Source organism: Rhizobium giardinii bv. giardinii H152 (assembly GCF_000379605.1).
Classification (GTDB): Bacteria; Pseudomonadota; Alphaproteobacteria; order Rhizobiales; family Rhizobiaceae; genus Pararhizobium; species Pararhizobium giardinii.
The window spans coordinates 1-26,613 of record NZ_KB902695.1 but is presented as its reverse complement, the minus strand read 5'-3'; the positions used below and the strand labels follow the sequence as shown (position 1 = coordinate 26,613).

At 60.2% G+C, this 26,613-nt stretch carries 40 protein-coding genes and 2 pseudogenes; 32 read left to right on the top strand and 10 right to left on the bottom strand.

The features are described from left to right. From A3AY_RS0124295 to rplQ, 28 genes are all read left to right on the top strand, one after another. On the top strand, positions 1-438 hold a 438-nt coding region (locus A3AY_RS0124295; protein WP_018325896.1), incomplete at its 5' end, for an EF-Tu C-terminal domain-related protein. Between the two features lie 289 nt (positions 439-727). After that, positions 728-1,036 (top strand): 30S ribosomal protein S10, encoded by a 309-nt coding sequence (rpsJ, locus tag A3AY_RS0124290; protein WP_003507767.1) that lies wholly within the window; start codon positions 728-730, stop codon positions 1,034-1,036. A gap of 156 nt (positions 1,037-1,192) precedes the next feature. Further along, on the top strand, positions 1,193-1,873 hold the full coding sequence (rplC, locus tag A3AY_RS0124285) for a 50S ribosomal protein L3 (RefSeq protein ID WP_018328285.1): 681 nt from the start codon (positions 1,193-1,195) through the stop codon (positions 1,871-1,873). 12 nt (positions 1,874-1,885) lie between these two features. Then, positions 1,886-2,506: a 50S ribosomal protein L4 gene (rplD, locus tag A3AY_RS0124280; RefSeq protein ID WP_018328284.1), complete on the top strand. Its 621-nt coding sequence runs from the start codon at positions 1,886-1,888 to the stop codon at positions 2,504-2,506. Then, the gene (locus tag A3AY_RS0124275) at positions 2,503-2,796 is read left to right on the top strand and encodes a 50S ribosomal protein L23 (protein ID WP_018328283.1); all 294 of its coding nucleotides are present in this window, start codon (positions 2,503-2,505) and stop codon (positions 2,794-2,796) included. The genes rplD and A3AY_RS0124275 overlap by 4 nt, the downstream gene beginning before the upstream one ends. Before the next feature lie 11 nt (positions 2,797-2,807). Next, complete coding sequence (gene rplB / locus A3AY_RS0124270) at positions 2,808-3,644, top strand: 50S ribosomal protein L2 (protein WP_018328282.1); 837 nt, start codon at positions 2,808-2,810, stop codon at positions 3,642-3,644. Between the two features lie 15 nt (positions 3,645-3,659). Further along, positions 3,660-3,938, top strand: a complete 279-nt coding sequence (gene rpsS, locus A3AY_RS0124265) for a 30S ribosomal protein S19 (RefSeq protein ID WP_018328281.1) — start codon at positions 3,660-3,662, stop codon at positions 3,936-3,938. A gap of 2 nt (positions 3,939-3,940) precedes the next feature. Continuing rightward, positions 3,941-4,330 carry a 50S ribosomal protein L22 gene (gene rplV / locus A3AY_RS0124260; RefSeq protein WP_018328280.1) on the top strand — a complete coding sequence of 130 codons (390 nt, stop codon included), beginning with the start codon at positions 3,941-3,943 and terminating at the stop codon, positions 4,328-4,330. Next, the gene (rpsC, locus tag A3AY_RS0124255; protein ID WP_018328279.1) at positions 4,330-5,043 is read left to right on the top strand and encodes a 30S ribosomal protein S3; all 714 of its coding nucleotides are present in this window, start codon (positions 4,330-4,332) and stop codon (positions 5,041-5,043) included. Before rplV ends, rpsC begins: the two co-directional genes overlap by 1 nt. Positions 5,044-5,081: 38 nt before the next feature. Further along, entirely contained in the window at positions 5,082-5,495 is a 414-nt protein-coding gene (gene rplP / locus A3AY_RS0124250) for a 50S ribosomal protein L16 (protein WP_018239489.1), read from the top strand. Between the two features lie 12 nt (positions 5,496-5,507). After that, positions 5,508-5,708, top strand: a complete 201-nt coding sequence (gene rpmC / locus A3AY_RS0124245) for a 50S ribosomal protein L29 (protein ID WP_018328278.1) — start codon at positions 5,508-5,510, stop codon at positions 5,706-5,708. A 12-nt stretch (positions 5,709-5,720) separates the two neighbouring features. Next, complete coding sequence (rpsQ, locus tag A3AY_RS0124240) at positions 5,721-5,957, top strand: 30S ribosomal protein S17 (RefSeq protein ID WP_018328277.1); 237 nt, start codon at positions 5,721-5,723, stop codon at positions 5,955-5,957. 324 nt (positions 5,958-6,281) lie between these two features. Continuing rightward, positions 6,282-6,650: a 50S ribosomal protein L14 gene (gene rplN, locus A3AY_RS0124235; protein ID WP_018328276.1), complete on the top strand. Its 369-nt coding sequence runs from the start codon at positions 6,282-6,284 to the stop codon at positions 6,648-6,650. A gap of 12 nt (positions 6,651-6,662) precedes the next feature. Beyond that, complete coding sequence (rplX, locus tag A3AY_RS0124230; RefSeq protein WP_018328275.1) at positions 6,663-6,971, top strand: 50S ribosomal protein L24; 309 nt, start codon at positions 6,663-6,665, stop codon at positions 6,969-6,971. Next, a complete protein-coding gene (rplE, locus tag A3AY_RS0124225; RefSeq protein WP_018328274.1) occupies positions 6,964-7,524 on the top strand; it encodes a 50S ribosomal protein L5 in 561 nt (186 codons plus the stop codon). Before rplX ends, rplE begins: the two co-directional genes overlap by 8 nt. Positions 7,525-7,555: 31 nt before the next feature. Next, positions 7,556-7,861, top strand: a complete 306-nt coding sequence (gene rpsN, locus A3AY_RS0124220; protein ID WP_018328273.1) for a 30S ribosomal protein S14 — start codon at positions 7,556-7,558, stop codon at positions 7,859-7,861. 12 nt (positions 7,862-7,873) lie between these two features. Next, positions 7,874-8,272: a 30S ribosomal protein S8 gene (gene rpsH / locus A3AY_RS0124215; RefSeq protein WP_018328272.1), complete on the top strand. Its 399-nt coding sequence runs from the start codon at positions 7,874-7,876 to the stop codon at positions 8,270-8,272. Positions 8,273-8,315: 43 nt separating this feature from the next. Beyond that, a complete protein-coding gene (gene rplF, locus A3AY_RS0124210) occupies positions 8,316-8,852 on the top strand; it encodes a 50S ribosomal protein L6 (protein WP_018328271.1) in 537 nt (178 codons plus the stop codon). A 12-nt stretch (positions 8,853-8,864) separates the two neighbouring features. Further along, entirely contained in the window at positions 8,865-9,227 is a 363-nt protein-coding gene (gene rplR, locus A3AY_RS0124205) for a 50S ribosomal protein L18 (RefSeq protein WP_018328270.1), read from the top strand. 134 nt (positions 9,228-9,361) lie between these two features. Then, positions 9,362-9,931: a 30S ribosomal protein S5 gene (gene rpsE, locus A3AY_RS0124200; RefSeq protein WP_018328269.1), complete on the top strand. Its 570-nt coding sequence runs from the start codon at positions 9,362-9,364 to the stop codon at positions 9,929-9,931. 13 nt (positions 9,932-9,944) lie between these two features. Continuing rightward, positions 9,945-10,148, top strand: coding sequence for a 50S ribosomal protein L30 (gene rpmD / locus A3AY_RS0124195; protein ID WP_018328268.1), 204 nt, complete (start codon positions 9,945-9,947; stop codon positions 10,146-10,148). A gap of 13 nt (positions 10,149-10,161) precedes the next feature. Next, a complete protein-coding gene (gene rplO, locus A3AY_RS0124190) occupies positions 10,162-10,632 on the top strand; it encodes a 50S ribosomal protein L15 (RefSeq protein WP_018328267.1) in 471 nt (156 codons plus the stop codon). Between the two features lie 318 nt (positions 10,633-10,950). Next, a complete protein-coding gene (gene secY / locus A3AY_RS0124185) occupies positions 10,951-12,291 on the top strand; it encodes a preprotein translocase subunit SecY (protein WP_018328266.1) in 1,341 nt (446 codons plus the stop codon). Continuing rightward, positions 12,288-12,884, top strand: a complete 597-nt coding sequence (locus A3AY_RS0124180) for an adenylate kinase (protein ID WP_018328265.1) — start codon at positions 12,288-12,290, stop codon at positions 12,882-12,884. Before secY ends, A3AY_RS0124180 begins: the two co-directional genes overlap by 4 nt. 231 nt (positions 12,885-13,115) lie before the next feature. Beyond that, positions 13,116-13,484 carry a 30S ribosomal protein S13 gene (rpsM, locus tag A3AY_RS0124175; protein ID WP_018328264.1) on the top strand — a complete coding sequence of 123 codons (369 nt, stop codon included), beginning with the start codon at positions 13,116-13,118 and terminating at the stop codon, positions 13,482-13,484. A gap of 233 nt (positions 13,485-13,717) precedes the next feature. After that, a complete protein-coding gene (rpsK, locus tag A3AY_RS0124170; protein ID WP_018328263.1) occupies positions 13,718-14,107 on the top strand; it encodes a 30S ribosomal protein S11 in 390 nt (129 codons plus the stop codon). A gap of 100 nt (positions 14,108-14,207) precedes the next feature. Beyond that, the gene (locus tag A3AY_RS0124165; RefSeq protein ID WP_018328262.1) at positions 14,208-15,218 is read left to right on the top strand and encodes a DNA-directed RNA polymerase subunit alpha; all 1,011 of its coding nucleotides are present in this window, start codon (positions 14,208-14,210) and stop codon (positions 15,216-15,218) included. Positions 15,219-15,340: 122 nt separating this feature from the next. Next, a complete protein-coding gene (gene rplQ / locus A3AY_RS0124160) occupies positions 15,341-15,766 on the top strand; it encodes a 50S ribosomal protein L17 (RefSeq protein ID WP_018328261.1) in 426 nt (141 codons plus the stop codon). A 324-nt stretch (positions 15,767-16,090) separates the two neighbouring features. Here the strand turns inward: rplQ and A3AY_RS40715 are convergent, their stop codons facing one another. Together A3AY_RS40715 and A3AY_RS41570 are read right to left on the bottom strand one after the other, a co-directional pair. Then, positions 16,091-16,453, bottom strand: a complete 363-nt coding sequence (locus A3AY_RS40715) for a hypothetical protein (protein ID WP_154663328.1) — start codon at positions 16,451-16,453, stop codon at positions 16,091-16,093. Positions 16,454-16,480: 27 nt separating this feature from the next. Further along, positions 16,481-16,915: pseudogene (locus A3AY_RS41570) on the bottom strand (RNase A-like domain-containing protein); the annotation flags it as partial. Positions 16,916-17,387: 472 nt separating this feature from the next. Here A3AY_RS41570 and A3AY_RS0124150 point away from each other — a divergent pair. The 3 genes from A3AY_RS0124150 (at position 17,388) to sugE (ending at position 20,552) form a co-directional block, all read left to right on the top strand. Beyond that, positions 17,388-18,680 carry a DegQ family serine endoprotease gene (locus tag A3AY_RS0124150; protein WP_234913233.1) on the top strand — a complete coding sequence of 431 codons (1,293 nt, stop codon included), beginning with the start codon at positions 17,388-17,390 and terminating at the stop codon, positions 18,678-18,680. Beyond that, positions 18,677-19,987: a replication-associated recombination protein A gene (locus A3AY_RS0124145; RefSeq protein ID WP_018328258.1), complete on the top strand. Its 1,311-nt coding sequence runs from the start codon at positions 18,677-18,679 to the stop codon at positions 19,985-19,987. The genes A3AY_RS0124150 and A3AY_RS0124145 overlap by 4 nt, the downstream gene beginning before the upstream one ends. A 250-nt stretch (positions 19,988-20,237) precedes the next feature. Continuing rightward, positions 20,238-20,552 carry a quaternary ammonium compound efflux SMR transporter SugE gene (sugE, locus tag A3AY_RS0124140; protein WP_018328257.1) on the top strand — a complete coding sequence of 105 codons (315 nt, stop codon included), beginning with the start codon at positions 20,238-20,240 and terminating at the stop codon, positions 20,550-20,552. A 71-nt stretch (positions 20,553-20,623) separates the two neighbouring features. Here sugE and A3AY_RS0124135 read toward each other — a convergent pair whose 3' ends face one another. The 4 genes from A3AY_RS0124135 to crcB all read right to left on the bottom strand — a co-directional run bounded on the left by A3AY_RS0124135 (position 20,624) and on the right by crcB (position 23,571). Further along, a complete protein-coding gene (locus tag A3AY_RS0124135; RefSeq protein ID WP_018328256.1) occupies positions 20,624-21,409 on the bottom strand; it encodes an ATP12 family chaperone protein in 786 nt (261 codons plus the stop codon). Next, on the bottom strand, positions 21,402-22,067 hold the full coding sequence (locus A3AY_RS0124130; RefSeq protein ID WP_018328255.1) for an HAD-IA family hydrolase: 666 nt from the start codon (positions 22,065-22,067) through the stop codon (positions 21,402-21,404). Before A3AY_RS0124130 ends, A3AY_RS0124135 begins: the two co-directional genes overlap by 8 nt. Then, entirely contained in the window at positions 22,067-23,059 is a 993-nt protein-coding gene (locus tag A3AY_RS0124125) for an RluA family pseudouridine synthase (RefSeq protein WP_026203778.1), read from the bottom strand. Before A3AY_RS0124125 ends, A3AY_RS0124130 begins: the two co-directional genes overlap by 1 nt. Positions 23,060-23,193: 134 nt before the next feature. After that, on the bottom strand, positions 23,194-23,571 hold the full coding sequence (gene crcB / locus A3AY_RS0124120) for a fluoride efflux transporter CrcB (RefSeq protein WP_026203777.1): 378 nt from the start codon (positions 23,569-23,571) through the stop codon (positions 23,194-23,196). A gap of 186 nt (positions 23,572-23,757) precedes the next feature. Between crcB and A3AY_RS0124115 the strand changes: the two genes are divergently transcribed. After that, a complete protein-coding gene (locus A3AY_RS0124115; RefSeq protein ID WP_018328252.1) occupies positions 23,758-24,069 on the top strand; it encodes a DUF1883 domain-containing protein in 312 nt (103 codons plus the stop codon). A 52-nt stretch (positions 24,070-24,121) separates the two neighbouring features. On the opposite strand, the gene fghA is transcribed toward A3AY_RS0124115, so the two are convergent. From fghA to A3AY_RS35950, 4 genes and pseudogenes are all read right to left on the bottom strand, one after another. Continuing rightward, positions 24,122-24,955: an S-formylglutathione hydrolase gene (fghA, locus tag A3AY_RS0124110; RefSeq protein WP_018328251.1), complete on the bottom strand. Its 834-nt coding sequence runs from the start codon at positions 24,953-24,955 to the stop codon at positions 24,122-24,124. A 29-nt stretch (positions 24,956-24,984) separates the two neighbouring features. Continuing rightward, on the bottom strand, positions 24,985-25,632 hold the full coding sequence (locus tag A3AY_RS0124105; RefSeq protein ID WP_018328250.1) for a DUF1345 domain-containing protein: 648 nt from the start codon (positions 25,630-25,632) through the stop codon (positions 24,985-24,987). A gap of 26 nt (positions 25,633-25,658) precedes the next feature. Continuing rightward, positions 25,659-26,129: a YaiI/YqxD family protein gene (locus A3AY_RS0124100; protein ID WP_018328249.1), complete on the bottom strand. Its 471-nt coding sequence runs from the start codon at positions 26,127-26,129 to the stop codon at positions 25,659-25,661. 193 nt (positions 26,130-26,322) lie between these two features. Then, positions 26,323-26,613: pseudogene (locus tag A3AY_RS35950) on the bottom strand (S-(hydroxymethyl)glutathione dehydrogenase); the annotation flags it as partial.

The following is a 26,613-nucleotide window of genomic DNA, read 5'->3' as shown; positions in this document are numbered from 1 at the left end:
CCGACGACGAAGACGACCTGCACCGGCGTTGAAATGTTCCGCAAGCTGCTCGACCAGGGCCAGGCCGGCGACAACATCGGTGCGCTCCTGCGCGGCGTCACCCGTGACGGCGTCGAGCGTGGCCAGATCCTGTGCAAGCCGGGTTCGGTCAAGCCGCACAAGAAGTTCATGGCTGAAGCCTACATCCTGACGAAGGAAGAGGGCGGCCGTCATACGCCGTTCTTCACCAACTACCGTCCGCAGTTCTACTTCCGCACGACGGACGTGACCGGCATCGTGTCGCTGCCGGAAGGCACGGAAATGGTCATGCCGGGCGACAACGTCACCGTTGCCGTCGAGCTGATCGTGCCGATCGCGATGGAAGAAAAGCTGCGCTTCGCCATCCGCGAAGGCGGCCGCACCGTCGGCGCCGGCATCGTCGCATCCATCGTCGAGTAATAAACTCGGTTGGAAGCGGCGCGCCATAGGCGCCGCTTCCTCGATCATTTGTTGGTCGAAGCATGCGAATAAAATCGTATGCCTCTCGAATTAACGGAAGCGCGAAAAATCGTGCTTCCGTAGGCGTTCGGTCATTGTGTCGGACGCCGATTCCGTATATGTGGCGGGTCGAATTGCAGAATCGGACAGAGAGCGATTTGCTCTTTGTGCTCTTTGAAGCATCAGCACCCGGAAACGAATAACGAACTGCCTCACCTGGGGCGTTTGCTTAACAACAAGGATAACTCGAATGAACGGCCAGAATATCCGTATCCGCCTCAAGGCGTTTGATCACCGGATTCTTGATGCCTCCACGCGGGAAATCGTTTCGACGGCCAAGCGCACAGGCGCTTCGGTTCGTGGTCCGGTGCCGCTTCCGACGCGGATTGAAAAATTTACGGTCAACCGCTCGCCCCACGTGGACAAGAAGAGCCGTGAACAGTTCGAGATGCGCACCCACAAGCGTCTCCTCGATATCGTCGATCCTACCCCGCAGACCGTTGACGCGCTGATGAAGCTCGATCTGGCTGCCGGCGTGGACGTAGAAATCAAGCTTTAAAAACAAGGAAGGTACGTGGACTTCGGTCCAACGGCTTCCAAAAACGGGCGACCCTTTGATCGGATGATCCCATTTGGATCGGATGAAAAAGGGAGACCTTAAACCAGAGATGTGAGGGAGTTTTCTCCATCACTAACTCTCAAGAGGAATGAACCAATGCGTTCAGGTGTGATTGCACAGAAAGTGGGAATGACCCGCGTCTACAACGACGCCGGGGAGCATATCCCGGTAACAGTATTGCGGATGGAGAACTGCCAGGTAGTTGCCCATCGCACGGAAGACAAGAATGGCTACACCGCAGTTCAGCTGGGTGCCGGCCAGTCCAAGGTCAAGAATACCAACAAGGCGCTGCGCGGCCAGTTTGCTGCCGCAAGCGTCGAGCCGAAGGCCAAGGTCGTCGAATTTCGCGTCTCGTCGGACAATCTGATCGACGTCGGCGCCGAACTGACCGCAAGCCACTTCGTCGCGGGCCAGCTCGTCGACGTTACCGGTACATCTGCCGGTAAGGGTTTCGCGGGTGCGATGAAGCGTCATAACTTCGGCGGTCTGCGTGCAACGCACGGCGTGTCCGTATCACACCGCTCGCATGGTTCGACGGGTTCCAACCAGGATCCGGGCCGCGTCTGGAAGGGCAAGCGCATGGCTGGTCACATGGGCCAGACGCGCATCACCACCCAGAACCTGGAAGTGGTCTCCACCGATGAAGACCGCGGTCTGATCCTCGTCAAGGGCGCCGTACCCGGCTCCAAGGGCGCATGGATCGTCGTTCGCGACGCCATCAAGTCCGGCACCCCGGCTGACGCTCCGCGTCCTGCCGCCGTGCGCGCAGCCAAGTAAGGGGGCCAGATCATGGATCTCAAAGTCACCACCCTCGAGGGAAAAGAAGCCGGCCAGGTCTCCCTGTCCGACGCGATCTTCGGTCTCGAGCCTCGCGAAGATATCATTGCCCGCGTCGTTCGCTGGCAGCTCGCCAAGAAGCAGCAGGGCACGCACAAGGCCAAGGGTCGCGCAGAAGTTTCGCGCACCGGCGCCAAGATGTTCAAGCAGAAGGGTACGGGCCGCGCTCGTCACCATTCGGCGCGCGCTCCGCAGTTCCGCGGCGGCGGTAAGGCTCATGGCCCGGTTGTTCGCAGCCACGCTCATGACCTGCCGAAGAAGGTTCGCGCTCTCGGCCTGCGCCACGCGCTGTCGGCCAAGCTTCGCGCTGAAGAGCTGATCATCGTCGACAACCTGGTTGCCGCCGAAGCCAAGACGAAGACGCTGACCGGCGCATTCGCGACGCTCGGCCTGACCAATGCACTGTTCATCGGTGGCGTCGAGCTCGACAGCAACTTCAAGCTCGCAGCCCAGAACATCCCGAACGTGGACGTTCTGCCGGTCCAGGGCATCAATGTTTACGATATTCTGCGCCGCGGCAAGCTCGTCTTGTCCAAGGCTGCAGTTGAAGCTCTTGAGGAGCGGTTCAAATGACTGACCTTCGCCACTATGATGTGATCGTTTCTCCTTCGATCACCGAAAAGTCGACGCTGGTTTCTGAACAGAACCAGATCATCTTCAACGTCGCCAAGGGTGCGTCGAAGCCGGAAATCAAGGCTGCCGTCGAAGCACTGTTCGGCGTCAAGGTCACGGCTGTGAACACGCTGCTCCGCAAGGGCAAGCTGAAGCGTTTCCGCGGCTTCGCCGGCCGGCAGAAGGACGTCAAGAAGGCGATCGTCACACTTGCTGACGGTCAGACCATCGACGTCTCCACCGGACTCTGAGGAATAGAACAATGGCATTGAAAAGTTTCAATCCGACGACCCCGAGCCAGCGTCAGCTGGTCATCGTCGACCGGTCCGGCCTCTGGAAGGGCAAGCCCGTCAAGGCGCTGACCGAAGGCCTGTCCTCCAAGGGCGGTCGTAACAACACCGGTCGCATCACGGTGCGCTTCCAGGGCGGCGGTCACAAGCGGACCTACCGTCTGATCGACTTCAAGCGTCGCAAGTTCGACGTCGAGGGCACGGTCGAGCGCATCGAATACGACCCGAACCGCACCGCCTTCATCGCGCTCATCAACTATGCCGATGGCGAGCAGGCCTACATCCTTGCTCCGCAGCGTCTTGCTGCCGGCGACAAGGTGATCGCTTCGGAAAAGCAGGTTGACGTGAAGCCGGGCAACACCATGCCGCTTCAGTATATGCCGGTTGGTTCGATCGTTCACAACGTCGAGATGAAGCCGGGCAAGGGCGGCCAGATCGCCCGTTCGGCTGGCGCCTACGTCCAGCTCGTCGGTCGCGACCAGGGTATGGCGATCCTTCGCCTCAACTCCGGTGAACAGCGCCTGGTGCATGGCTCCTGCCTTGCAACGGTCGGCGCTGTGTCGAACCCCGATCACGGCAACATCAACGACGGCAAGGCCGGCCGTTCGGTGTGGCGCGGCAAGCGCCCGCACGTTCGCGGCGTCGTCATGAACCCTGTTGACCATCCGCACGGCGGTGGTGAAGGCCGTACCTCGGGTGGCCGTCATCCGGTCTCCCCGTGGGGCAAGCCCACCAAGGGCAAGCGCACGCGTTCGAACAAGTCCACCGACAAGTTCATCATGCGCTCGCGTCATCAGCGTAAGAAGTAAGAGAGGAAGTCTCCAATGGCTCGTTCAGTATGGAAAGGTCCGTTTGTTGACGGCTATCTTCTCAAGAAGGCTGAGAAGGTTCGTGAAGGCGGTCGTAACGAAGTGATCAAGATGTGGAGCCGTCGCTCCACCATCTTGCCGCAGTTCGTCGGTCTGACCTTCGGCGTCTACAATGGCAGCAAGCATGTGCCGGTTTCCGTGTCGGAAGACATGGTCGGTCACAAGTTCGGTGAATTCTCTCCGACCCGGACCTATTACGGTCACGGTGCGGACAAGAAGGCAAAGAGGAAGTAATTATGGGCAAGGCAAAAGCCGAACGCCGGCTGAAGGATAATGAGGCGCAGGCAATTGCGCGCACGATCCGCGTCAGCCCCCAGAAGCTCAACCTGGTTGCCGCGATGATCCGCGGCAAGAAGGTCGACCGGGCTCTGGCCGAACTGGAATTCTCGCGCAAGCGTATCTCGGACACGGTCAAGAAGACCCTCGAGTCCGCGATTGCAAACGCAGAGAACAACCACGATCTCGACGTCGATAGCTTGATCGTCGCCGAAGCCTACGTCGGCAAGTCCATCGTCATGAAGCGTTTCCACGCTCGTGGCCGTGGCCGTGCATCGCGTATCGAAAAGCCTTTCGCGCATCTGACGATCGTTGTTCGCGAAGTCGAAGCCAAAGGGGAGGCCGCATAATGGGTCAGAAGATCAATCCAGTCGGCTTCCGCCTCGGCATCAACCGCACCTGGGACAGCCGCTGGTTCGCAGACAACGCCGAATACGGTCAGCTTCTTCATGAAGACCTGAAGATTCGCGCTTACCTGATGGAAGAACTGAAGCAGGCCGGTATCGCCAAGGTGGTCATCGAGCGTCCGCACAAGAAGTGCCGCGTCACGATCCACTCGGCTCGTCCGGGCCTGATCATCGGCAAGAAGGGCGCAGACATCGAAAAGCTCCGCAAGAAGCTTTCCGAGATGACCAACTCCGAAACGCACCTCAACATCGTTGAAGTTCGCAAGCCGGAAGTTGACTCGACCCTCGTTGCCCAGTCGATCGCCCAGCAGCTGGAACGCCGCGTTGCTTTCCGCCGTGCGATGAAGCGCGCTGTTCAGTCGGCCATGCGTCTTGGCGCCGAAGGCATCAAGATCACCTGCGCCGGCCGCCTCGGCGGTGCAGAAATCGCCCGTACCGAATGGTACCGCGAAGGCCGCGTGCCGTTGCACACGCTTCGCGCCGACATCGACTACGGTGTAGCCGAAGCCTCGACCGCTTTTGGTATCTGCGGCATCAAGGTCTGGATCTTCAAGGGCGAAATCCTCGAGCACGATCCGATGGCTTCCGAGCGTCGCGCGTCCGAGAGTGATGCACAGGGCCCGAGCAGCAGCAACCGCCGTCGCGAAAACGCGTAACAGTCGTTCCTGGCAGCTAATATCGGAGAAGTAAAAAAATGTTGCAGCCAAAGCGTACTAAGTACCGCAAGCAGTTCAAGGGACGCATCAAGGGCGTTGCCAAGGGCGGTTCCGACCTTGCTTTCGGTGAATTCGGCCTGAAGTCTCAGGAGCCGAACCGCGTTAACGCACGCGAGATCGAAGCGGCCCGCCGCGCGATCACCCGTCACATGAAGCGTGCCGGTCGTGTGTGGATCCGCGTATTCCCAGACGTTCCGGTTACGGCCAAGCCGACCGAAGTCCGTATGGGTAAAGGTAAGGGTTCGGTCGAATACTGGGCTTGCAAGGTCAAGCCCGGCCGAATGATGTTCGAAATCGACGGCGTCAGCGAAGAACTCGCCCGCGAGGCGCTTCGCCTTGGTGCTGCGAAACTCTCTGTCAAGACGCGCTTCGTACAGCGCATTGCAGAGTAAGGAGTAAAGCCCATGAAAGCCGAGACCGTTCGCGCCCTGAGCGCAGATCAGCTCAACGAAGAGCTTGCCAAGCTGAAGAAAGAGCAGTTCAACCTGCGCTTCCAGAAGGCCACCGGCCAGCTCGAAAAATCGTCGCGCATCAATGAAGTCCGCAAGGATATTGCGCGCGTGAAAACCATTGCCCGCCAGAAGGCGGCAGAAGCCAAGGCTTAAGGACCGAAGAATATGCCAAAACGCATTCTGCAGGGCACAGTCGTCAGCGACAAGAACGACAAGACCGTAGTGGTCCGCGTCGAGCGTCGCTTTGCACACCCGATCTTCCAGAAGACCGTTCGCCGGTCGAAGAAGTACAAGGCGCACGACGAGAACAACCAGTACAAGGTCGGCGACGTCGTTTCCATCGAGGAATGCGCGCCGATTTCCAAGGACAAGACCTGGACGGTCGTTTCCGTTCAGGCCTAATTCCGATAGATTTGCGCCTGGCTCTTGCGCCGGGCGTAAAAATCTGTATGAAGCAGCGTCAGAACGCTCCGGTGTCGAGCGTTCTTTTGCTTTGAGCGCACGGAAGGTCCCGTCTGGGAAACCACCCTGGCAACGATCCATCCCGCGCGACTGTACGATTCCCTCATTCGGAATCGATTTGAAGACGAAACGTGCAGCTATTCAAAGTGCTGTAGCGTCATTGCGTGCCCGTTCGGCGCGCGGCGCTGCGGAACAAAGTTTTCATAAGCCGGAGAAGGGGGCAGTTGCCCAACCGGTCCGGTAACAACAAGAAGGCGACCTGACATGATTCAGATGCAAACAAACCTCGACGTGGCGGATAATTCCGGCGCACGTCGTGTCATGTGCATCAAGGTGCTGGGCGGCTCCAAGCGCAAGTACGCTTCGGTCGGCGACATTATCGTCGTTTCGATCAAGGAAGCGATCCCGCGCGGCCGCGTCAAGAAGGGTGATGTGATGAAGGCGGTTGTCGTTCGCACCGCCAAGGACATCCGTCGTCCGGACGGCAGCGTCATCCGGTTCGATAACAACGCAGCTGTTCTTATCGACAACAAGAAAGAGCCGATCGGCACCCGTATCTTCGGACCGGTTCCGCGCGAACTCCGCGCCAAGAACCACATGAAGATCATCTCGCTGGCTCCAGAAGTACTGTAAGGAGCGATTGAGATGCAAAAGATTCGCAAGGGCGACAAGGTCGTCGTATTGACCGGCAAGGACAAGGGCCGCTCCGGAGAAGTTCTCCAGGTGCTGCCTAAGGAAGACCGGGCTGTTGTGCGTGGCGTTAACATGGTGAAGCGTCACCAGCGCCAGACCCAGAGCCAGGAAGCCGGCATCATCAACAAGGAAGCTTCGATCCACCTGTCCAACATTGCTGTTGCCGACAAGGATGGCAAGCCGACCCGCGTCGGCTTCAAGGTTGTCGAAGGCAAGAAGGTCCGTGTGGCCAAGCGTTCGGGAGAAGTGATCGATGGCTGACACCAAGAAGTACGAACCCCGTCTGAAGACGGAATATGTTGAGCGCATCAGCAAGGCGATGCAGGAGAAGTTCTCCTACGCAAACGTCATGCAGATCCCGCGTCTCGACAAGATCGTCATCAACATGGGTGTTGGCGAGTCGACGGGCGACAGCAAGAAGCCGACCGTTGCTGCTGCCGACCTCGCAGCGATCGCCGGCCAGAAGCCGGTCATCACCCGTGCCCGCAACTCCATCGCCGGCTTCAAGCTGCGCGAAGGCATGCCGATCGGCGCCAAGGTTACCCTTCGCGGCGCTCGCATGTACGAATTCCTGGACCGCCTGGTGAACATCGCGCTTCCGCGTGTTCGCGACTTCCGCGGCCTGAATCCGAAGTCCTTCGATGGCCGTGGCAACTTCGCCATGGGTATCAAGGAACACATTGTGTTCCCTGAGATCAACTACGACAAGGTTGATCAGATGTGGGGCATGGACATCATCGTTTGCACGACGGCAACGAACGACGACGAAGCGCGCGCTCTGCTCACAGAGTTCAACTTCCCGTTTCGCCAGTAAGCCGTAACGACAAGCAGAAGGATTAAGTTGAATGGCGAAGACGAGCGCAATTGAAAAGAACAATCGCCGCCGTAAGTCGGTTGCCCAGGATGCCTCCAAGCGGGCAGCCCTGAAGGCAATCATCATGAACCAGTCTCTTCCGATCGAAGATCGCTTCAAGGCGACCCTGAAGTTGGCGAGCCTCCCGCGCGACGGATCCAAGACCCGCGTTCGCAACCGTTGCGAAGTCACCGGTCGTCCGCGCGCATATTATCGCAAACTCAAGATGTCGCGTATTGCGCTTCGTGAACTTGGCAATTTCGGCAAGGTGCCGGGCATTGTTAAGTCGAGCTGGTAAGGAGACGGGCACATGGCAATGACAGATCCGCTGGGCGATATGCTCACCCGTATCCGCAACGGTGCTGCACGCCGCAAGTCGAGTGTTTCCACTCCGGCTTCCAAGCTGCGCGCACGCGTTCTGGATGTCCTTCAGGCTGAAGGCTACATCCGCGGATACTCAGAAGTCGAATTTGGTAACGGCAAGTCCGAGATCAACATCGAACTGAAATACTACGAAGGTGCGTCGGTGATCCGTGAGATCGGCCGCGTATCGAAGCCGGGCCGCCGAGTTTATGTCTCGGTCAAGTCCATTCCGCAGGTCGCGAACGGTCTCGGCATCACCATCCTTTCGACTCCGAAGGGTGTGATGGCCGATCATCAGGCACGCGAACAGAACGTTGGTGGCGAGGTTCTCTGCTCCGTATTCTAATACGGCAGCAGTGATCTCCATAACGGACAGACAGGTTTGAAATATGTCTCGTATCGGTAAAAAGCCCGTTCCGGTTCCTGCAGGTGTCACGGCCACGGTTAGTGGCCAGACGGTGACTGCAAAGGGCCCGAAAGGTGAACTCTTCTTCGTTGCTAACGACGAAGTCGTCGTGAAGCTGGAAGACAACAACGCGGTGTCGGTGACCCCGGTTGACCAGTCCAAGGATGCTCGTTCGAAGTGGGGCATGTCCCGCACGATGATCGAAAACATCTTCAAGGGCGTCAAGGACGGCTACGAGCGCAAGCTCGAAATCAACGGCGTCGGCTATCGCGCGTCCATGCAGGGCAAGAACCTGCAGCTCGCGCTCGGCTTCAGCCATGACGTGGTCTACCAGACTCCGGAAGGCATTTCGATTGCTGTGCCGAAGCCGACGGAAATCGTCGTCACCGGCATCAACAAGCAGCAGGTCGGCCAGGTTGCCGCGGAAATCCGCGAATACCGTGGCCCCGAGCCCTACAAGGGCAAGGGCGTCAAGTATGCCGGCGAGCGGATTGTCCGCAAAGAAGGCAAGAAGAAGTAAGGATCACGCGAAATGGCTACAAGGAAAGATACACTTGTGCGCCGCGCCAGCCGCGTGCGCCGTCAAATCAAGGCAGTCGCCAATGGCCGCCTGCGCCTGTCGGTTCATCGCTCGTCGAAGAACATCTACGCACAGGTTATCGATGACGTTGCAGGCAAGACCGTTGCGTCTGCCTCCACGCTCGACACCGATCTGCGTTCGTCTTTGAAGACGGGCGCTGACACGGCAGCCGCGGCTGCCGTCGGCAAGCTCCTCGCGGAGCGCGCTTCGAAGGCCGGCATCAAGGACGTCGTCTTTGATCGTGGCGCCTTCATCTATCACGGCCGCGTCAAGGCGCTCGCCGAGGCAGCCCGCGAAGGCGGCCTGAACTTCTGATGCAATTTTCCAGGCGTTACCGTCTGGACTTGAAGAGATTGCACGGATAATACCCGGTCGCTTCGGTTCACAGAAACCGAAGCGACTTTTGTCAATCTGCCGATTGCACCCGGAAAAGAAAAAGGAAAAGGACAATGGCACAAGAAAAAAGAGGTTCTCGCGAAGATCGCCAGAACCGCGAGGAGCGCGACAGCGAATTCGTTGACAAGCTCGTAGCAATCAACCGCGTCGCCAAGGTGGTGAAGGGCGGCCGTCGTTTCGGCTTTGCTGCTCTCGTCGTCGTCGGCGACCAGAAGGGCCGCGTTGGCTTCGGCCATGGCAAGGCACGTGAAGTGCCGGAAGCCATCCGCAAGGCAACCGAAGCCGCCAAGCGCGAACTGATCTTCGTTCCGCTGCGCTCGGGCCGCACGCTTCATCACGACGTTCACGGCCGTCACGGCGCCGGCAAGGTTCTGCTGCGCTCCGCCAAGCCGGGTACCGGTATCATTGCCGGTGGTCCGATGCGCGCCGTTTTCGAAACGCTCGGCATGCATGACGTCGTTGCGAAGTCGACCGGTTCGTCGAACCCGTACAACATGATTCGCGCGACGTTCGATGCCCTGAAGAACCAGGCGCATCCGAAGGACGTCGCGGCACAGCGCGGCCTGAAATACGCCACGCTCCAGGCCCGTCGTGCGTCCGCCGGCGTCGCTTCCGAAGAATAAGGGAGTCTGAACAATGGCCAAGAAAGAAGTTGCAAAGAAGACGGTTACGGTCGTTCAGACCGGTAGCCCCATTCGCCGGCCTGCCGTACAGCGCGCGACGCTGGTCGGTCTCGGTCTCAACAAGATGCATCGGGTCAGCACGCTGGAAGATACGCCTTCCGTGCGTGGCATGATCCGGGCCGTCCAGCACCTCGTTCGCGTCGTCGACGAGAAGTGAGGGGGATACCATCATGAAACTGAATGAAATCAAGGACAACGAAGGCTCGACCAAGAACCGCAAGCGCCTCGGCCGCGGTATCGGCTCGGGCTCCGGCAAGACTGCCGGCCGCGGTGTCAAGGGTCAGAAGGCTCGTTCGGGCGTTGCCATCAACGGCTTCGAAGGCGGCCAGATGCCAATCTACCGCCGTCTGCCGAAGCGTGGCTTCAACAACATCTTCCGTTCGGACTTTGTTGTCGTATCGCTCGGCCGTATCCAGACCGCAATCGACGCCAAGAAGCTCGACGCTTCGAAGACCGTCGATGCTGCTGCCCTCAAGGCTGCCGGCGTCATCCGCCGCGCCAAGGACGGCATCCGCGTCCTGGCCGACGGTGAACTGAAGGCGAAGCTTTCGCTCGAAGTTGCCGGTGCTTCTAAGCCTGCGATCGAAAAGGTCGAAAAGGCCGGCGGCTCGATCAAGCTGCTTTCGGGCGCTGCTGAATAATTTGCTGTTTGATCGCCCGGTGTGCTTCACACCGGGCGATTTTGCTCCCATATGTGAGCCTCACGCCGGAGACGGACACCAATGTCGCGCCGGTTTCTGGAAGAAAAGCCACGGTGAGGCCAAGATTGCTTGACAATCCGCGTTTCAACCGGTTTAGGCTCCCTCCGTCGCTTTGCCCTGCAGGGCAGGGTGGCACCAACTTCTCGCATTGTCTTTCTCAAAGGCACCAGCGCCTCTTAGAAAGATTATGCCAACGGATTGACCATCGCCGCAGTTGGCTGGGCTCCCGCCGCCGGAGATGGTTACGCGGAGAAATGCATGGCCTCGGCAGCGGAACAACTTGCCTCTAATCTCAATTTTTCGACGTTCGCCAAGGCGGAAGATCTGAAAAAGCGCCTCTGGTTCACCCTCGGCGCCCTTCTGGTTTATCGTCTCGGCACCTATATCCCGCTTCCCGGCCTCAATCCGGAAGCCTTTGCGCAAGCCTTCCAGGGCCAGAGCGGCGGCATCCTTGGCCTTTTCAACATGTTTTCCGGCGGCGCCGTCGAGCGTATGGCGATCTTCGCCCTCGGCATCATGCCCTATATTTCCGCCTCTATCATCGTTCAGCTTATGACCTCCGTGGTTCCTTCGCTCGAGCAGTTGAAGAAGGAAGGCGAGCAGGGCCGCAAGGTCATCAACCAGTACACCCGCTACGGTACCGTGCTGCTCGGCACGCTGCAGGCCTATGGCATCGCAGTCGGCCTTGAGAGCGGCAACGGCCTCGTCGTCGATCCGGGTTGGTTCTTCAAGGTCTCCACGGTCATCTCGCTGCTCGGCGGCACGATGTTCCTGATGTGGCTCGGCGAGCAGATCACCTCGCGCGGCATCGGCAACGGCATCTCGCTGATCATCTTCGCGGGCATCGTCGCCCATCTGCCGACGGCTCTTGCCGGAACGCTCGAACTCGGCCGCACGGGTGCGCTGTCGACGCCGCTCATTCTCGCCATCATCGTCATGGTCGTGGCTGTCATCGCGCTGATTGTCTTTGTCGAGCGTGCGCAGCGCCGGCTTTTGATCCAGTATCCGAAGCGCCAGGTCGGCAACAAGATGTTCCAGGGCGATACGTCGCACCTGCCGCTGAAGCTCAATACCTCCGGCGTCATCCCGGCGATCTTTGCCTCGTCGCTGCTGCTGCTGCCCGCGACGCTTGCAGGTTTCGCCAACACCGCCTCGCTGCCGTCCTGGGCAACAACGGTCGTTGCCGCGCTTGGCCACGGCCAGCCGCTCTACATGGTGCTGTATGGCGGCATGATCGCGTTCTTCGCCTTCTTCTACACGGCGATCGTCTTCAATCCGAAGGATACGGCCGATAATCTGAAGAAGCACGGCGGCTTCATTCTCGGCATCCGTCCGGGTGAGCGCACCGCCGAATACATCGACTACGTCCTGACGCGCATTACCGTGCTTGGCGCCATCTACCTGATGTTCGTCTGCATTCTGCCCGAAGTCATGATCGCGCAGACCGGTGTGCCGTTCTACCTTGGTGGTACGTCGCTTTTGATTGTTGTCAGCGTGACCCTTGATACTGTAGCACAGGTACAGGGTCACCTGATTGCTCAGCAGTATGAGGGGCTGATCAAGAAATCAAAGCTGCGTGGAGGAAAGAGGGGCCGATGAGACTGATATTTTTGGGACCGCCAGGTGCAGGCAAGGGAACTCAGGCCAAGCTTCTGACCGAGAAGTACGGTATTCCCCAGCTTTCCACAGGCGACATGCTGCGTGCCGCCGTCGCCGAGCAGAGCGATGTTGGCAAGCGCGCCAAGGCTGTCATGGATGCCGGCCAGCTTGTTTCGGACGAAATCGTCAACGAGATCGTTTCGAATCGCATCGACGCCCCGGATTGTGCGAAGGGCTTCATCCTCGACGGTTATCCGCGAACCGTTCCGCAGGCGGTCGCGCTCGGCAAGATGCTCGAAGGCAAGGGGCTCGGCCTCGATGCAGTGATCGAGCTCAAGGTCGATGAAGGCGCGCTTGTGCGGCGCATGGAGAATCGGGTAGCGGAAACTCTCGCCGCTGGCGGCAAGGTTCGCTCCGACGACAACCCGGAAGCGTTCAAGAAGCGCCTCGTCGAATATCGCGAAAAGACGGCGCCGCTGTCGGAGCACTATGCGGCAACGGGCGAGCTCAAGACGGTTGACGGGATGGCATCGGTTGAAACGGTGACATCGGAAATCAACAGGATACTGGCAACGGCTTCGGCCGATGCCTAAAAAGGCCCTTTCTTGAAAAAGGACGGGCAGGGAGTTGACTTTTTCAGCCGATTCCTTCAAAGACCGCGCTAACTCGCTACATGCAAGGGATCGGCGCGGATTTCAAAACAACGAAGTCCGGGCGCGATTCTTTTGACGTGTTCCGAACACCACTTTAACAGTCGGCCCTTTTTAAGGCTGCATAACGAAGCACCTATTGCCGGATGGCAACTGGAAGCAAGGAGAACAGGCGTGGCTCGTATCGCTGGCGTCAACATCCCGACGGCAAAGCGCGTGGTAATCGCGCTCCGTTACATTCACGGGATCGGTCCGAAATTCGCACAGGAAATCGTCGAGAAGGTCGGTATTCCGGCTGAACGTCGCGTGCATCAGCTGACGGATGCTGAAGTTCTTCAGATCCGCGAAGCCATCGACCGTGACTATCAGGTCGAAGGCGATCTGCGTCGCGAGACCTCGATGAACATCAAGCGCCTGATGGACCTCGGCTGCTACCGCGGCCTGCGTCATCGTCGCTCGCTGCCGGTTCGCGGTCAGCGTACGCACACCAATGCCCGCACCCGCAAGGGCCCGGCAAAGGCGATCGCAGGTAAGAAGAAGTAATTTCCCTGAAAAGGGAAGTGCAGAGGCTGGCGCCCGGCGCCGGCCTCTTTTGTGGTTTCGGAAGGGCGCTTTGATGCGGCCTCCGGTGGAGCTGCTGGAATTACGGCAGTGACGATATCGCCGCGCGGTTCGGGCTCTCCGTTCGCGCATATTGAAATTCAGGGCAGGGGTGTTCCTCTGTCCGGTGGAGCCGCTGGTGTTACGGCGGTGCAGAGATCAACGAAAGGTATACCATGGCCAAGGAAGCCACACGCGTTCGCCGTCGCGAGCGTAAAAACATTTCCACGGGCGTTGCGCACGTCAACTCGTCGTTCAACAACACGATGATCACCATCACCGACGCGCAGGGCAATGCGATCGCCTGGTCGTCGGCTGGTTCGAAGGGCTTCAAGGGCTCGCGCAAGTCGACCCCGTTCGCAGCTCAGATGGCTGCTGAAGATGCGGCCAAGAAGGCCCAGGAACACGGCATGAAGACGCTGGAAGTCGAAGTTTGCGGTCCGGGTTCCGGCCGTGAATCGGCTCTGCGCGCTCTGCAGGCTGCCGGCTTCATGATCACCTCGATCCGTGACGTGACCCCGATCCCGCACAACGGCTGCCGCCCGCGCAAGAAGCGCCGCGTCTGATCAGTGACATTCATCAAGCCGGTGGAGGCCATGCTTCCTCCGGCGCTTCAAGGCTCGGTTGCCACGATTGGATGGTGGCAACGAACGGAAGGCAAGACATATGATTCAGAAAAACTGGCAGGAACTGATCAAGCCGAACAAGGTGGAGTTCTCCTCCTCCGGCCGCACCAAGGTTAGCCTTGTTGCCGAGCCGCTGGAGCGTGGCTTCGGCCTGACGCTCGGCAACGCGCTTCGCCGCGTTCTTCTGTCGTCGCTTCGCGGCGCTGCGGTAACCGCAGTGCAGATCGACGGCGTGCTGCACGAGTTTTCCTCCATCCCGGGCGTTCGGGAAGACGTGACGGACATCGTGCTCAACATCAAGGAAATCGCCATCAAGATGGACGGCGATGATTCCAAGCGCATGGTCGTGCGCAAGCAGGGTCCGGGCGTTGTAACCGCCGGTGACATCCAGACGGTTGGCGATATCGAAATCCTCAACCCGAACCATGTGATCTGCACCCTCGACGAGGGCGCCGAGATCCGCATGGAGTTCACCGTCAATAACGGCAAGGGCTACGTGCCGGCCGATCGCAACCGTTCGGAAGATGCGCCGATCGGCCTCATCCCGGTCGACAGCCTGTATTCGCCGGTCAAGAAAGTGTCCTACAAGGTGGAAAACACCCGCGAAGGTCAGGTTCTCGACTACGACAAGCTGTCCATGCAGATCGAAACCGATGGTTCCGTCACCGGTGAAGATGCAGTCGCTTTCGCGGCCCGCATCCTTCAGGACCAGCTCGGCGTCTTCGTCAACTTCGACGAACCGCAGAAGGAAGCCGAAGAAGAAGCCGTCACCGAACTGGCGTTCAACCCGGCGCTCCTCAAGAAGGTCGACGAACTGGAACTTTCCGTCCGTTCGGCCAACTGCCTGAAGAACGACAACATCGTTTATATCGGCGATCTCATTCAGAAGACCGAGGCCGAAATGCTTCGCACTCCGAACTTTGGTCGCAAGTCCCTGAACGAAATCAAGGAAGTTCTCGCTTCCATGGGCCTGCACCTCGGCATGGAAGTGCCGGCATGGCCGCCCGAGAACATCGAAGATCTCGCCAAGCGTTACGAAGACCAGTATTGAGCAAACAAAAGGCAGGTTAACCCTCTGCCTTTCCCCGTCAAACAGCAGGTTTTTAAACCTGTATGTGCCAGGAAACGGCAGGCCCATAAAGTGAAGGGCACCTGCATTTAAGGAGAATAGCAATGCGCCACCAGAAAGCCGGCCGCAAGCTGAACAGAACCGCCAGCCACCGCAAGGCAATGTTCGCCAACATGGCTGCATCGCTCATTGAACATGAGCAGATCGTCACTACCCTGCCGAAGGCAAAGGAAATCCGCCCGATCGTCGAGAAGCTCGTCACGCTCGGCAAGCGCGGTGACCTGCACGCCCGTCGTCAGGCCATCTCGCAGATCCGCGACGTTGCTGTCGTCGGCAAGCTGTTCGATGCCATCGCATCGCGCTACGCCACCCGTAACGGCGGCTACCTGCGCATCATGAAGGCCGGCTTCCGCCACGGCGACAACGCGGCTCTCGCCGTCATCGAATTCGTTGACCGTGACACCTCGGCCAAGGGCGCCAAGGACATCGCTCGCGTTGCCGCCGAAGCAGAAGCTGCCGACGCCGCATAAGCTTTCCGTTTGATCGGAAGACGAAACAGCCGGGCCGAAAGCCCGGCTGTTTTGCGTTAGAACTGCCTGAAGACTGCGTGGTTTTCTCGATTTCCTTAAAATTCGAATTTGAGCCCCGGTTCCTCATTCATCGTGGTGGGGGTTCGATAGAGCTTGCCGCTCGGTCCCTCCCGTACCGCCATGTCCCGGGCTCGGCCGAGGAAGGAAGCGGCGGACTGCGTTCTTCCCAGTCCTCATTTCTTGGATAGGCCGTAACGACCAAAAGCGCGACGGCAATATTGAATCGCGTTTTGGCTGCTAGAAACCGCATTCCCCAAGCGGTTGCTACAGCAGGTCCTTCGATGTCGGCGTGGAGGACCATTTCGGTCTCTTCTTGTAGAGTGACCCGTCCGGACCTTCCCGTTCGGCAAGTTCGCGCGCCCGATGCAGGAAGATGCGCAATCCCGGAGCCGGATAGCCGACATCGGCGCCCGAACCGTGCCACAGGCGTTCGAGATCGCGGTCGCCGATTTCGTGGTTCTCGATGCGTTTCACGAAGGCGGTGAAATCGCCGAGCCTGTCCCGTGGAATGCCTTGCAGTCCGAACCGGAGCAAATCCTCCAAGGTTTCGAAAAATTCCGCGTCCTGAAACATCCGTTGGGCGAAGTCGACGAAGGCCTGCGGCGGCTTGGCGGATTTGAGGGTCATGGGCTCCTCGTTTCTCGGGTAAGCTGTTATCACGACAAAACCCTTCGGGTCCGACGGGTCGTGTTCGATGTAGACACCGACTTCATAGGCATATCGAACGATCGGTTCGCTGTAGGAGTCGGGTCGAAAAGCCTCCCGGCCGATCCTTCGGCCGACGCGCAACTTCAGGAAGGCATTTTTGAGGGTGCCGTTCGCAACCTTTGCGACAGTGTCTTCGTGAACGCGCAACGTCTCATTAACATAAGCATTCGCGTCTTCAAGGGAAAAGAAGGACCCGTTGCGGTACACGCCCAATTTGACCGGCTGCCACCATTTGGCCGGCGGCCCCATCCCTGCCATCAACTCGGAATCTGTCTTCCCCACATGTTTCCGAATCGTGTGTGCACCACGCTTTCCCTCTTCGCGGCGCAGGTCGACATCATCAGGGCGTTCGGCTACAGGGATAATGGGCCATCCGTCCATCGCCCGCCATCTGGATTTCCCGCCGGAGTGCGCGGCTGGTCAGGGTTGAAATTTGCCTTGCGTAACAATGCCTGCATGGTCGCGGCGGTAGCCGCAATTGCGCGAGTTTGTAGATTTGTCTTGTCTGCGTGTCGTCCATGGTCTCGCTTCTCGCCTGCCTCCTCGCCATCATAGTCGCGAGTGAGGAGGCGGGGACGAAGGGACGCGATTTTCTGTCGCCGGTCGTCTTTGCTTTTTATCGCTGACATCCTATCTGTCTTTCCCAACAATCGATTTCGGCAGGATGCCCCGCATGATCCGTTCGCCCCGTATACTTGTCCTGTCCACCATGGCCGGGCTGGCGCTCTTTGCCAGCGTCGTTCACTTCGGCTTCCCTGGAACGGACGCTTCCGACCGGGTGGAGAATATAACGACCGGCGCCGTCGTCGCGCAGGGGGCCACGCAGAAGGCGCTGCCGCAAAGCCGCACGGAAATGCAACTGTCCTTCGCGCCGCTGGTCAAGCAGACGGCGAACGCAGTGGTCAACGTCTATGCCGAAAAGACCGTCGAGCGCCGCTCACCCTTTGGCGATGATCCGTTCTTCGAGCAGTTCTTCGGCCAGCAGATGCCGAATCGCTCGGAAAAGCAGTCGTCGCTCGGCTCCGGCGTCATCGTCGGGAAGAATGGCCTCGTGGTCACCAACAATCACGTGATCGCCGACGCCGACGACATCAAGATCGCGCTTGCCGACGGGCGGGAATTCGAGAGCACGATCATGCTGAAGGACGATCGGCTGGATCTGGCCGTCCTGAAGATCAAGTCGGACGGCCCCTTCGAAACCGTCCCCCTTGGTGATTCCGATGCGGTCGAAGTCGGCGATCTCGTTCTGGCGATCGGTAATCCCTTTGGCGTCGGCCAGACTGTTACCAGCGGCATCGTCTCGGCGCTCGCCCGTAACCAGGTCGTCTCGGGTGATTTCGGTTTCTTCATTCAGACGGACGCGGCGATCAATCCCGGCAATTCCGGCGGCGGCCTGATCAACATGAACGGCCAGCTCATCGGCATCAACACCGCGATCTTCTCGCGCGGCGGCGGCTCCAACGGCGTTGGCTTTGCCATCCCGGCCAATCTCGTCAAGGTCTTCCTGGCATCGGCCGAGGGGGGCAACGGCAGCTTCACGCGCCCGTTCATTGGCGCAAGCTTCGAGCCGGTGACGTCGGAAGTCGCCGATGCGCTCGGGCTCGACCGGGCGAGGGGCGCGCTGGTCAGTTCGGTGATCGAAGGCGGGCCGGCGGAAAAGGCGGGCATCAAGCCGGGGCAGGTGATCGTGGCCGTCAACGGCATTCCCGTCGAGCATCCGGATGCATTGGGCTACCGGCTGACCACCGTCGGCATCGGCCATGATGCCAGGATCACCGTGATGGACAGCGGGAAGAGCCGCGATATCGATTTGACGCTTGCGCAGGCTCCGGAAACGTCGCCTCGCGACGAGCGGCTGATCGAGGGGCATAATCCCTTCGCCGGCGCCGTCGTCGGCAATCTTTCGCCGCGCCTTGCCGATGAACTGCGCATGCCGGCATCGTCTGAGGGCGTCGTGATCACTCAGATCAATCGCGGCTCGCCGGCAGCCCGGGTGGGTTTTCTGCCAAAGGACATCATCCTCGCCGTCAATGGCACTCCGATCGACAAGTCAGCCACGCTCGAAGCCATCACCAAGGACGATCCGTCGCTGTGGCGCGTCGAGATCGAACGCGATGGCCAGCGTATCCGCCAGTTCTTCCGATGAGCGACCTTTTCTCCCCGATCGAACCCGCCGGCATGAGCGAAAAACGACCGCTGGCCGATCGGCTGCGGCCGCAAACCTTGGCCGAGGTTACAGGCCAGCAGCATCTGACGGGCGAGGACGGTGTTCTTGCGCGCATGATCGCGTCCGGATCGCTCGGCTCGATGATCTTCTGGGGGCCGCCGGGAACGGGCAAGACGACGGTTGCCCGGCTGCTGTCGGGCGAAGCTGGACTTGCGTTTGAACAGATATCGGCGATTTTCTCCGGCGTTGGGGATTTGAAGCGTGTGTTCGAATCGGCCCGCGCCCGCCGCATGTCCGGTCGTCAGACACTGCTCTTCGTCGATGAGATCCATCGCTTCAACCGTGCCCAGCAGGACAGTTTCCTGCCGGTCATGGAAGACGGCACGGTCATTCTGGTCGGCGCCACGACGGAAAACCCGTCCTTCGAGCTCAATGCCGCTCTTCTGTCGCGCGCCCGTGTGCTGACGTTCAAACCGCATGACGAGGCGAGCCTTGCCGAATTGCTGGCGCGCGCCGAACAGGTGGAGGGAAAGCCTCTGCCGCTCGATGCCGATGCACGCGCCAGCCTGGTGCGCATGGCAGATGGCGATGGCCGGGCGGTGTTGACGCTCGCCGAGGAGGTCTGGCGGGCGGCACGCAAGGATGAAGTGTTCGATGCCAACGCCGTGCAGGAGATCGTCCAGCGGCGCGCGCCGGTTTACGACAAGGGGCAGGACGGCCACTACAATCTGATCTCCGCCCTGCATAAATCGGTGCGTGGCTCGGATCCTGATGCGGCACTCTATTATCTCTGCCGGATGTTCGATGCCGGCGAGGACCCGCTCTATCTCGGACGGCGGCTGGTGCGCATGGCGGTCGAGGACATCGGCCTTGCCGATCCGCAGGCGCTGGTGATCTGCAATGCCGCCAAGGATGCCTATGACTATCTCGGCTCGCCGGAGGGCGAACTGGCGCTGGCGCAGGCCTGCGTCTATCTCGCGACCGCGCCGAAGTCGAACGCCGTCTATACCGCTTACAAGTCCGCGATGCGCGCCGCCAAGGAGAACGGCTCGCTGCTGCCGCCGAAGCACATCCTCAATGCCCCGACCAAATTGATGAAGGGCGAGGGCTACGGCGACGGCTATCGCTACGACCACGACGAACCGGATGCGTTTTCGGGCCAGGACTATTTCCCTGAGAAGATGGGCCGCAAGATTTTCTACGATCCGCCGGAGCGCGGCTTCGAGCGCGATATCCGCAAACGCCTCGAGTGGTGGGCAAAGCTCAGGAAAGAGCGTGGCCACTAAGCAGGGTCCGGAAAAGTGTCCAACGGTTTTCCGGCCAGAACCTGCGTTAAAGCAAACACCTAAGCAGACGAAACGTTGGCCTGCCAACGAAAGTCTGCTTAGGGCACACCAGCCATGCATGCCGGGCTCTTGCCAGCGTCAGGTCCGGATGGCATAGATTGCCCATGCAGACGGCTGCACGGGATCAAGCCATCGTTTGATAACCGAACATCCGCGAGGACGGCCTCGCTCCGTTGAGCGGAGTTAAATCGTGGCCTGGATCATTCTTTTACTCGCAGGACTTCTCGAAATCGGCTGGGCGATCGGCCTCAAATACACCGACGGCTTTACCAAGCTGGTGCCGACGGTTTTGACCGCGACCTCCATGGTGGCAAGCGTCGTTCTGCTTGGTATTGCGGTTCGGACATTGCCGCTCGGCACTGCTTATGCCGTGTGGACCGGCGTCGGCATGGTGGGAACGGTCATTCTCGGCATCGTGCTTTTCGCAGAGCCGGCTACCGCCATCCGCCTTGGCTGCATCTCGTTGATCATCGCCGGCATCGCCGGGCTGAAGCTGACGGCCTGAAGTGCAGGCGACGCGCTGCGTCAAAACGGACGCAGCCCGGTCTTTCAAGCCATTCCGAGGGTTCTGATTGTTCAGCGCAACGCGTCGAGCGTCGCCGTGGCCGCCTGCATGTCCCGCCAGCGGTTCTCGCGACGCTGGAAGGCTTCGTCATCCGTGCCCCAATGCTCGATCTGCCAGTCCTCGTCGAGATGGGCGAGTGCCCATGCTTCTTCAGCGGAAAGCCGTTTCTCGGCGAAAGCCAGGGCGAGCAGGGCGGACCCGGTGAGGGTGGTGATGGTGTGCAGGCAGGAAAGGCCGAGCGGCGTCGCATAGGCGCGCACTGCGTCGGCATAGGCGTTGATCGCCGCGGTTGGCTGCGTCTGATGCACCACGCCCTCGGCGAGGATGAAGCGCGCGCCGAGCTTTTCGGCGGCCCAGGACATCACCGGATCCCATCCTTCGGCTTGCCGGGCAACCAGTCCTTCCGGCTCGCTGGCGCGGTAGCAGAGGAGATCGGTCCCGGCAAAATTCAGAATGTCGTCGAAGACGGCACGAATATCCTTCGCGACACCGTCGATTGCGGTATTGGCAAGCCGGGTGACGGGCATTGTCGCCGGGTCGATCACTTCCTTCTGCGCATCCCATTCGGCCGCCAGCAGTTCAGCGGCGCGGGCCGTCGGCGCAGTCAACGGCTGCTTTGCCGGTGTGCGGACGGTGCGGCCGTCAAGCAGAATGGCGTAGCCGCCGTCTTCGACAGGGCCGATGCTGACGGTCGTGTAGAATCGCTTGGGCAGTGGCTTCAGCATCTGTATCTGCGCGCGGCGCACGGGATCCGGATCGCTGAGCGCCCCTGTCAGATCGTTGCGAATATCAGCCATGATAGGTCTCCATCCAGTCCAGAATATCCCTGGGAACATGGGCGATGTGGTCCGCCCCGGCCTTGATGAGTTCGGAAACCGAGGCATAGCCCCAGGAAACGCCGATCGCGGCAGCACCGGCGCTTTTGGCCATCTGCATGTCATAGATCGCGTCGCCGACGACAATCGTGTCCTTCGGGTCGATGCCGACCTGCGAGCAGCACTCCGTCACCATCGCCGGATGCGGCTTCGACGGGCAGTCATCCGCGGTTCTGGAAACGAAGAATGTCTTTTCATAACCGTGACTTGCACAGATCTGATCAAGTCCGCGGCGTGACTTTCCCGTTACGGCACCCAGGATAACCGCATCGCGTGCCGAAAGCGTGGCGATGAGCGCCTTGATGCCCGGGAAAAGCGGCTCGCGAAAGTCCATCTCGGCCCTGACGCCGCCATAGATCTTCTTGTAGTGCGCGGTCATGGCAAGCGCGCGATCGTCCACATGCGGCTGGTGCATCAGCCGTGCGATGGCGATATCGAGCGTCAGGCCGATGATGCCCTTGGTGGCGTCGAGGGAGACGCGGGCCAGGCCAAAGTCCTCGAAGGTGCGCGCCATGACCTCGTGAATGAGGCCCGCGCTGTCGACCAGCGTGCCGTCGCAATCGAAGAGAACCAGCTTCATCAGTCTTCGTCTTCCTCTGCGCTGGCCATGTCGAAGCCGATGAGGTTCCAGCTCTGGACCATGTGCTGCGGCATCGGAGCGCTGATCCTCAGTCGCCCGCCGTCCGGATGCGGGATATCGATGTGCCGCGCGTGCAGATGCAGGCGGTTCTGAACACCCCCGGGGAAAGCCCAGCTCGGTTCAGCCTCGAAATACTTGGGGTCGCCGATGATCGGATGGCCGATGTGGGCGGCGTGGACACGCAGCTGGTGGGTGCGGCCGGTATAGGGCTCCATCTCGAGCCAGGCGAAGTTCTGGCCTGCCTGTTCGACGATGCGGTAGTAGGAAATGGCGTGGTCGGCGCCGTCCTCGCCGTGCTTGGCAATACGCATCCGATCGCCGTCCGGCGTCTGTTCCTTGACGAGCCAGGTGGAGATCTTGTCTTCGCGCTTGCGCGGCACGCCCTTCACCAGCGCCCAATAGGTCTTCTTGGTATCGCGCTCGCGGAAGGCTGCCGTCAGCTTCTGTGCGGCGCCGCGCGTGCGGGCGATCACCAGTACGCCGGACGTATCGCGGTCGAGCCGATGCACCAGGCGCGGTTTCTCGCCCTTGGGACTGGTCCAGGCTTCGAGCATCTCGTCGATATGGCGGTTGACGCCGGAGCCACCCTGGACGGCGATGCCCGGCGGCTTGTTGAGAACGATCACCTTGGCGTCTTCATGCAGCAGCATGCGCGACAGGAGTTCGTGATCGGAGGCATGGCGCAGGTCGCGGCCGGCGATCGGGCCGGTCTTGGTCTTGGCATCGACATCCATCGGCGGGACGCGGATGACCTGGCCCGGCTGGATGCGCGTATCAGACTTGACGCGGCCGCCATCGACGCGGACTTGGCCGGAGCGCAGAAGCTTCTGCAGGGGACCGAAACCAAGGCCGGGATAATGAACCTTGAACCAGCGGTCGAGCCGCATGCCAGCTTCGTCGGATTCCACTTGTCTGTGTTCAATGCCCGCCATGATCGTGTTCTTACCTGCATCCAATTGCGATCGCGCCTGCCTCGACAAGGGTGCCGACCGGAAATCCGTGCGCAAACTGATATGACAGAGCAAGCCGGTCCCTTGTGGACGCGCGGCGCTCTGAGACGGACGCTTTAGACCATTGCGCGCATAAGGGCCAGCCCGGCAAACACGGCGATTGCCGAAAGAAGCACGCTCGCACCCACATAAATCGCCGCTGTGACCGGTTCACCGCCTTCCATGAGCGTGATCGCATCAAGCGAAAAGGCGGAGAAGGTCGTATAGCCGCCGAGAATGCCGGTGATCAGGAAAACCCGCATCTCGGCGGATGCGCCGAATTTTCGCGCAATCGCTTCCGACAGCACGCCGATCAGAAAGGACCCGGTCACATTGACGGCCAGCGTTCCCCAAGGGAAGGACGGTCCAAAACCGCGCAAGGTCCAGAGCCCGACAAGGTAGCGGAGCACGGAACCGAGGGCGCCACCGGCGGCAACGAGAAAGAGATGTGTCATGAAAAACGCCATAGCCGAAACGCGGCGGACAGGGAAGGCGTAGTCTCGCCGGATGCGCCCATAGCAGGAGCGGAAGTCGATTTCCGACCGGCCGGTCCCGCTTTGAGACGGCCGCGCAAAACCATTCCTTAACACGCAAGACCTAATATAACGGCTTCCGATGCAGAGCTTTTCAACGAGAACCGAATGAGGAAACTGAAGTTCAGCTTCACGCACTACGACCTCAAGCAGCAGCGAGCCGGGGTGACGATAGAGATCACGCTTACGGCCGTGGCCAATGTCCGGCTGATGACGGACAGCAATTTCGCCCTCTACAAGCAGGCGATGAAGCATCAGTTCGTCGGCGGCGTGGCGCGCAAGTCGCCCATCCGGCTGACCATCCCGCAATCCGGCCACTGGCACGTCGTCGTCGACATGGAAGGCCATCACGGCCAGAGCGAATCGAGCATACGGATCGTCGAGACCGCGACTGCGCCCCGTTTCCAATCCGCATCCTGAAGAACAACCGCGCTGTGGTGCGCGACGCGGTTCTGACGTCTCCGACCGAAGTTCAGGCCAGCCGCTTGGCGTGCCATTTCAGGTGATCGTCCATGAAGGACGAAATGAAGTAGTAGGAATGGTCGTAGCGTTCATGCATCCGGAGCGTCAGGTCGATGCCGGTGCCCTTGATGGCGTCCTCGATCAGCCAGGGACGCAGGCCGTTTTCGAGGAAATTGTCGGCCTTGCCCTGATCGATCAGGAATTCCGGAAACCGCGCGCCGTCCTTCACCAGCGCGCAGGCGTCATATTGCCGCCAGGCAGCCTTGTCGGCGCCGAGGTATTTTTCAAAGGCGCCGACTGACCAGTCAGCCGTTGAGGGCTCGACGATCGGTGCGAAGGCCGAGCAGCTCCTGAAGCGTTCGGGGTTCTTCAGCGCGATGGTCATGGCGCCATGGCCGCCCATCGAATGCCCGAAGATGCCCTGGCGGTTCATGTCGACGCGAAAATGCTGGCCGACGAAGGCGGGCAGCTCCTGCGTGATGTAGGTGTACATCTGGTAGTTCTCGGCCCAGGGCGTCTCTGTTGCATCGAGATAGAATCCTGCTCCCTTGCCCATCTGCCAGTTGGTCAGTTCGTCGGGAACATCGTTGCCGCGCGGGCTGGTATCGGGGCAGACGATGATCAGGCCAAGCTCGGCGGCCATGCGGCGATATTCGCCCTTTTCCATCACATTCGCATGGGTGCAGGTCAGGCCGGAGAGATACCAGAGAACCGGGCAGGAGGCTGAGATCGCCTGCGGCGGAACATAGACCGCGAAGGTCATTTCGGTCTTGCAGGCCTGCGAGTCGTGCGAAAACACGCCCTGCATGCCACCGAAGGCGGTGTTCTGGGAAAGGACTTTCAAGCTGTGCTCCTTTGAAGCTGAATAGTGCGTCATGCCAGCGACACGGCCGCATTGACCGCAGCCGCCACCAGCACCGTATTGAAGAAAAAGGATACGACCGCGTGCAGGAGATTGATCTTTCGCATGGCGGTCGAGGTGACGGCAATATCCGAGGTTTGTGCCGTCATGCCGATGACGAAAGCGAAGTAAAGGAAATCATAGCCCCCCGGCTCCGTCGTGCCCGGGAACTCAAGGCTGTGGCCGTCGCCCTCGTTGTCCCCCATTTCCGGGCTCCAATAGCGGTGCGCGTAGTGCATCGCCGCCATCGTATGGATGGTCAACCAGCCGAGCACGACCGATGCAAAGGCGATTATGAGTTCGATCGCTGTCTCGTCGGCATTGAGCGCCTGGAACAGGGAGCCGGTGGAAACGCCGACGGCGATGAGCGTGACCGCAAAAATGACGATCGCGGGTTCGTCGGTGCCGGCAGCGTTGCGCTTCAGATAGCCGCCCGTCAATTTCGGCAGACGATAGGCGATGAAAGCCAGATATGCGGAAAAGAACACGACCGCCGACAGCCCAACCGCGAGTTGGGGTGCCACAAACAGGCAAAGAACAGCGGTGAGGACGGCGCAAATGCCACCGGTATAGAAGGGGGCATGGCGGCGATGGGCGATCTTTCTGTCTGCCTTCCTCATGAACGCTCCCGGCGCTTTCTACATCACTAGCGCTGTTTGACGCGGCGGCAAAGCCGATCGAGCGTTTCGAGAAAAGCGGAACGATCTCGCGGCGAGAAGGCGGCGTTGTAGCCCTTGCTTTCGCCGGTTTCGCGCAGGTGAGCGCCGAGATCGCGCATCGCGGTCGCCATGCCGATATTGGCCTTGTCGAAGATGCGTCCCGTCGGCCCGGTCACCTGCGCGCCGGCGGCGACACAGCGGCCGGCCAGGGGAACGTCAGCCGTGACGACGATATCGCCTTCGCCGGCTCGCTCCGCGATCCAGTCGTCGGCCGCATCGAAGCCGGCCGAGACGATGACATTACGCACCATCGGGTCGCGGGACGGCCGCAGACCGGAATTGGCGACCAGCACGACCGGCAGGCCGTGGCGCTCGGCGACCTTGAGAATTTCCGGCTTGACCGGGCAGGCGTCGGCATCGACATAGATGGTGCTGACGTGGGGTGCTTCTTCCGACATAGCCACTGTACTTCGCTGTCACGGCCGTGCGACCGAATGGCCCATCGGCTTCATCAGATTGCTGACCGGTATCATGGCCGGCGGAGGAGCGGGCCGCATTCGGATGTTGCCGTTTTCTAGGTTCCGCGCCCCTGAGCGGGACGCGGTATCATGGCTCGTGAATTTCAAAATCGATGCCGAGTTTGGCGTAATCCTAGTAGATCACCACGCTGCGGATGCTTTCGCCGGCATGCATCAGGTCGAAACCCTTGTTGATGTCCTCGAGCGGCATCGTGTGGGTGATCATCGGGTCGATCTGGATCTTGCCGTCCATGTACCACTCGACGATCTTCGGCACGTCGGTGCGGCCGCGGGCGCCGCCGAAGGCGGTGCCCATCCAGTTGCGGCCGGTGACCAGCTGGAAGGGGCGGGTGGAGATCTCCTGGCCGGCGCCGGCAACCCCGATGATCACCGACTTGCCCCAGCCGCGATGCGAACTCTCCAG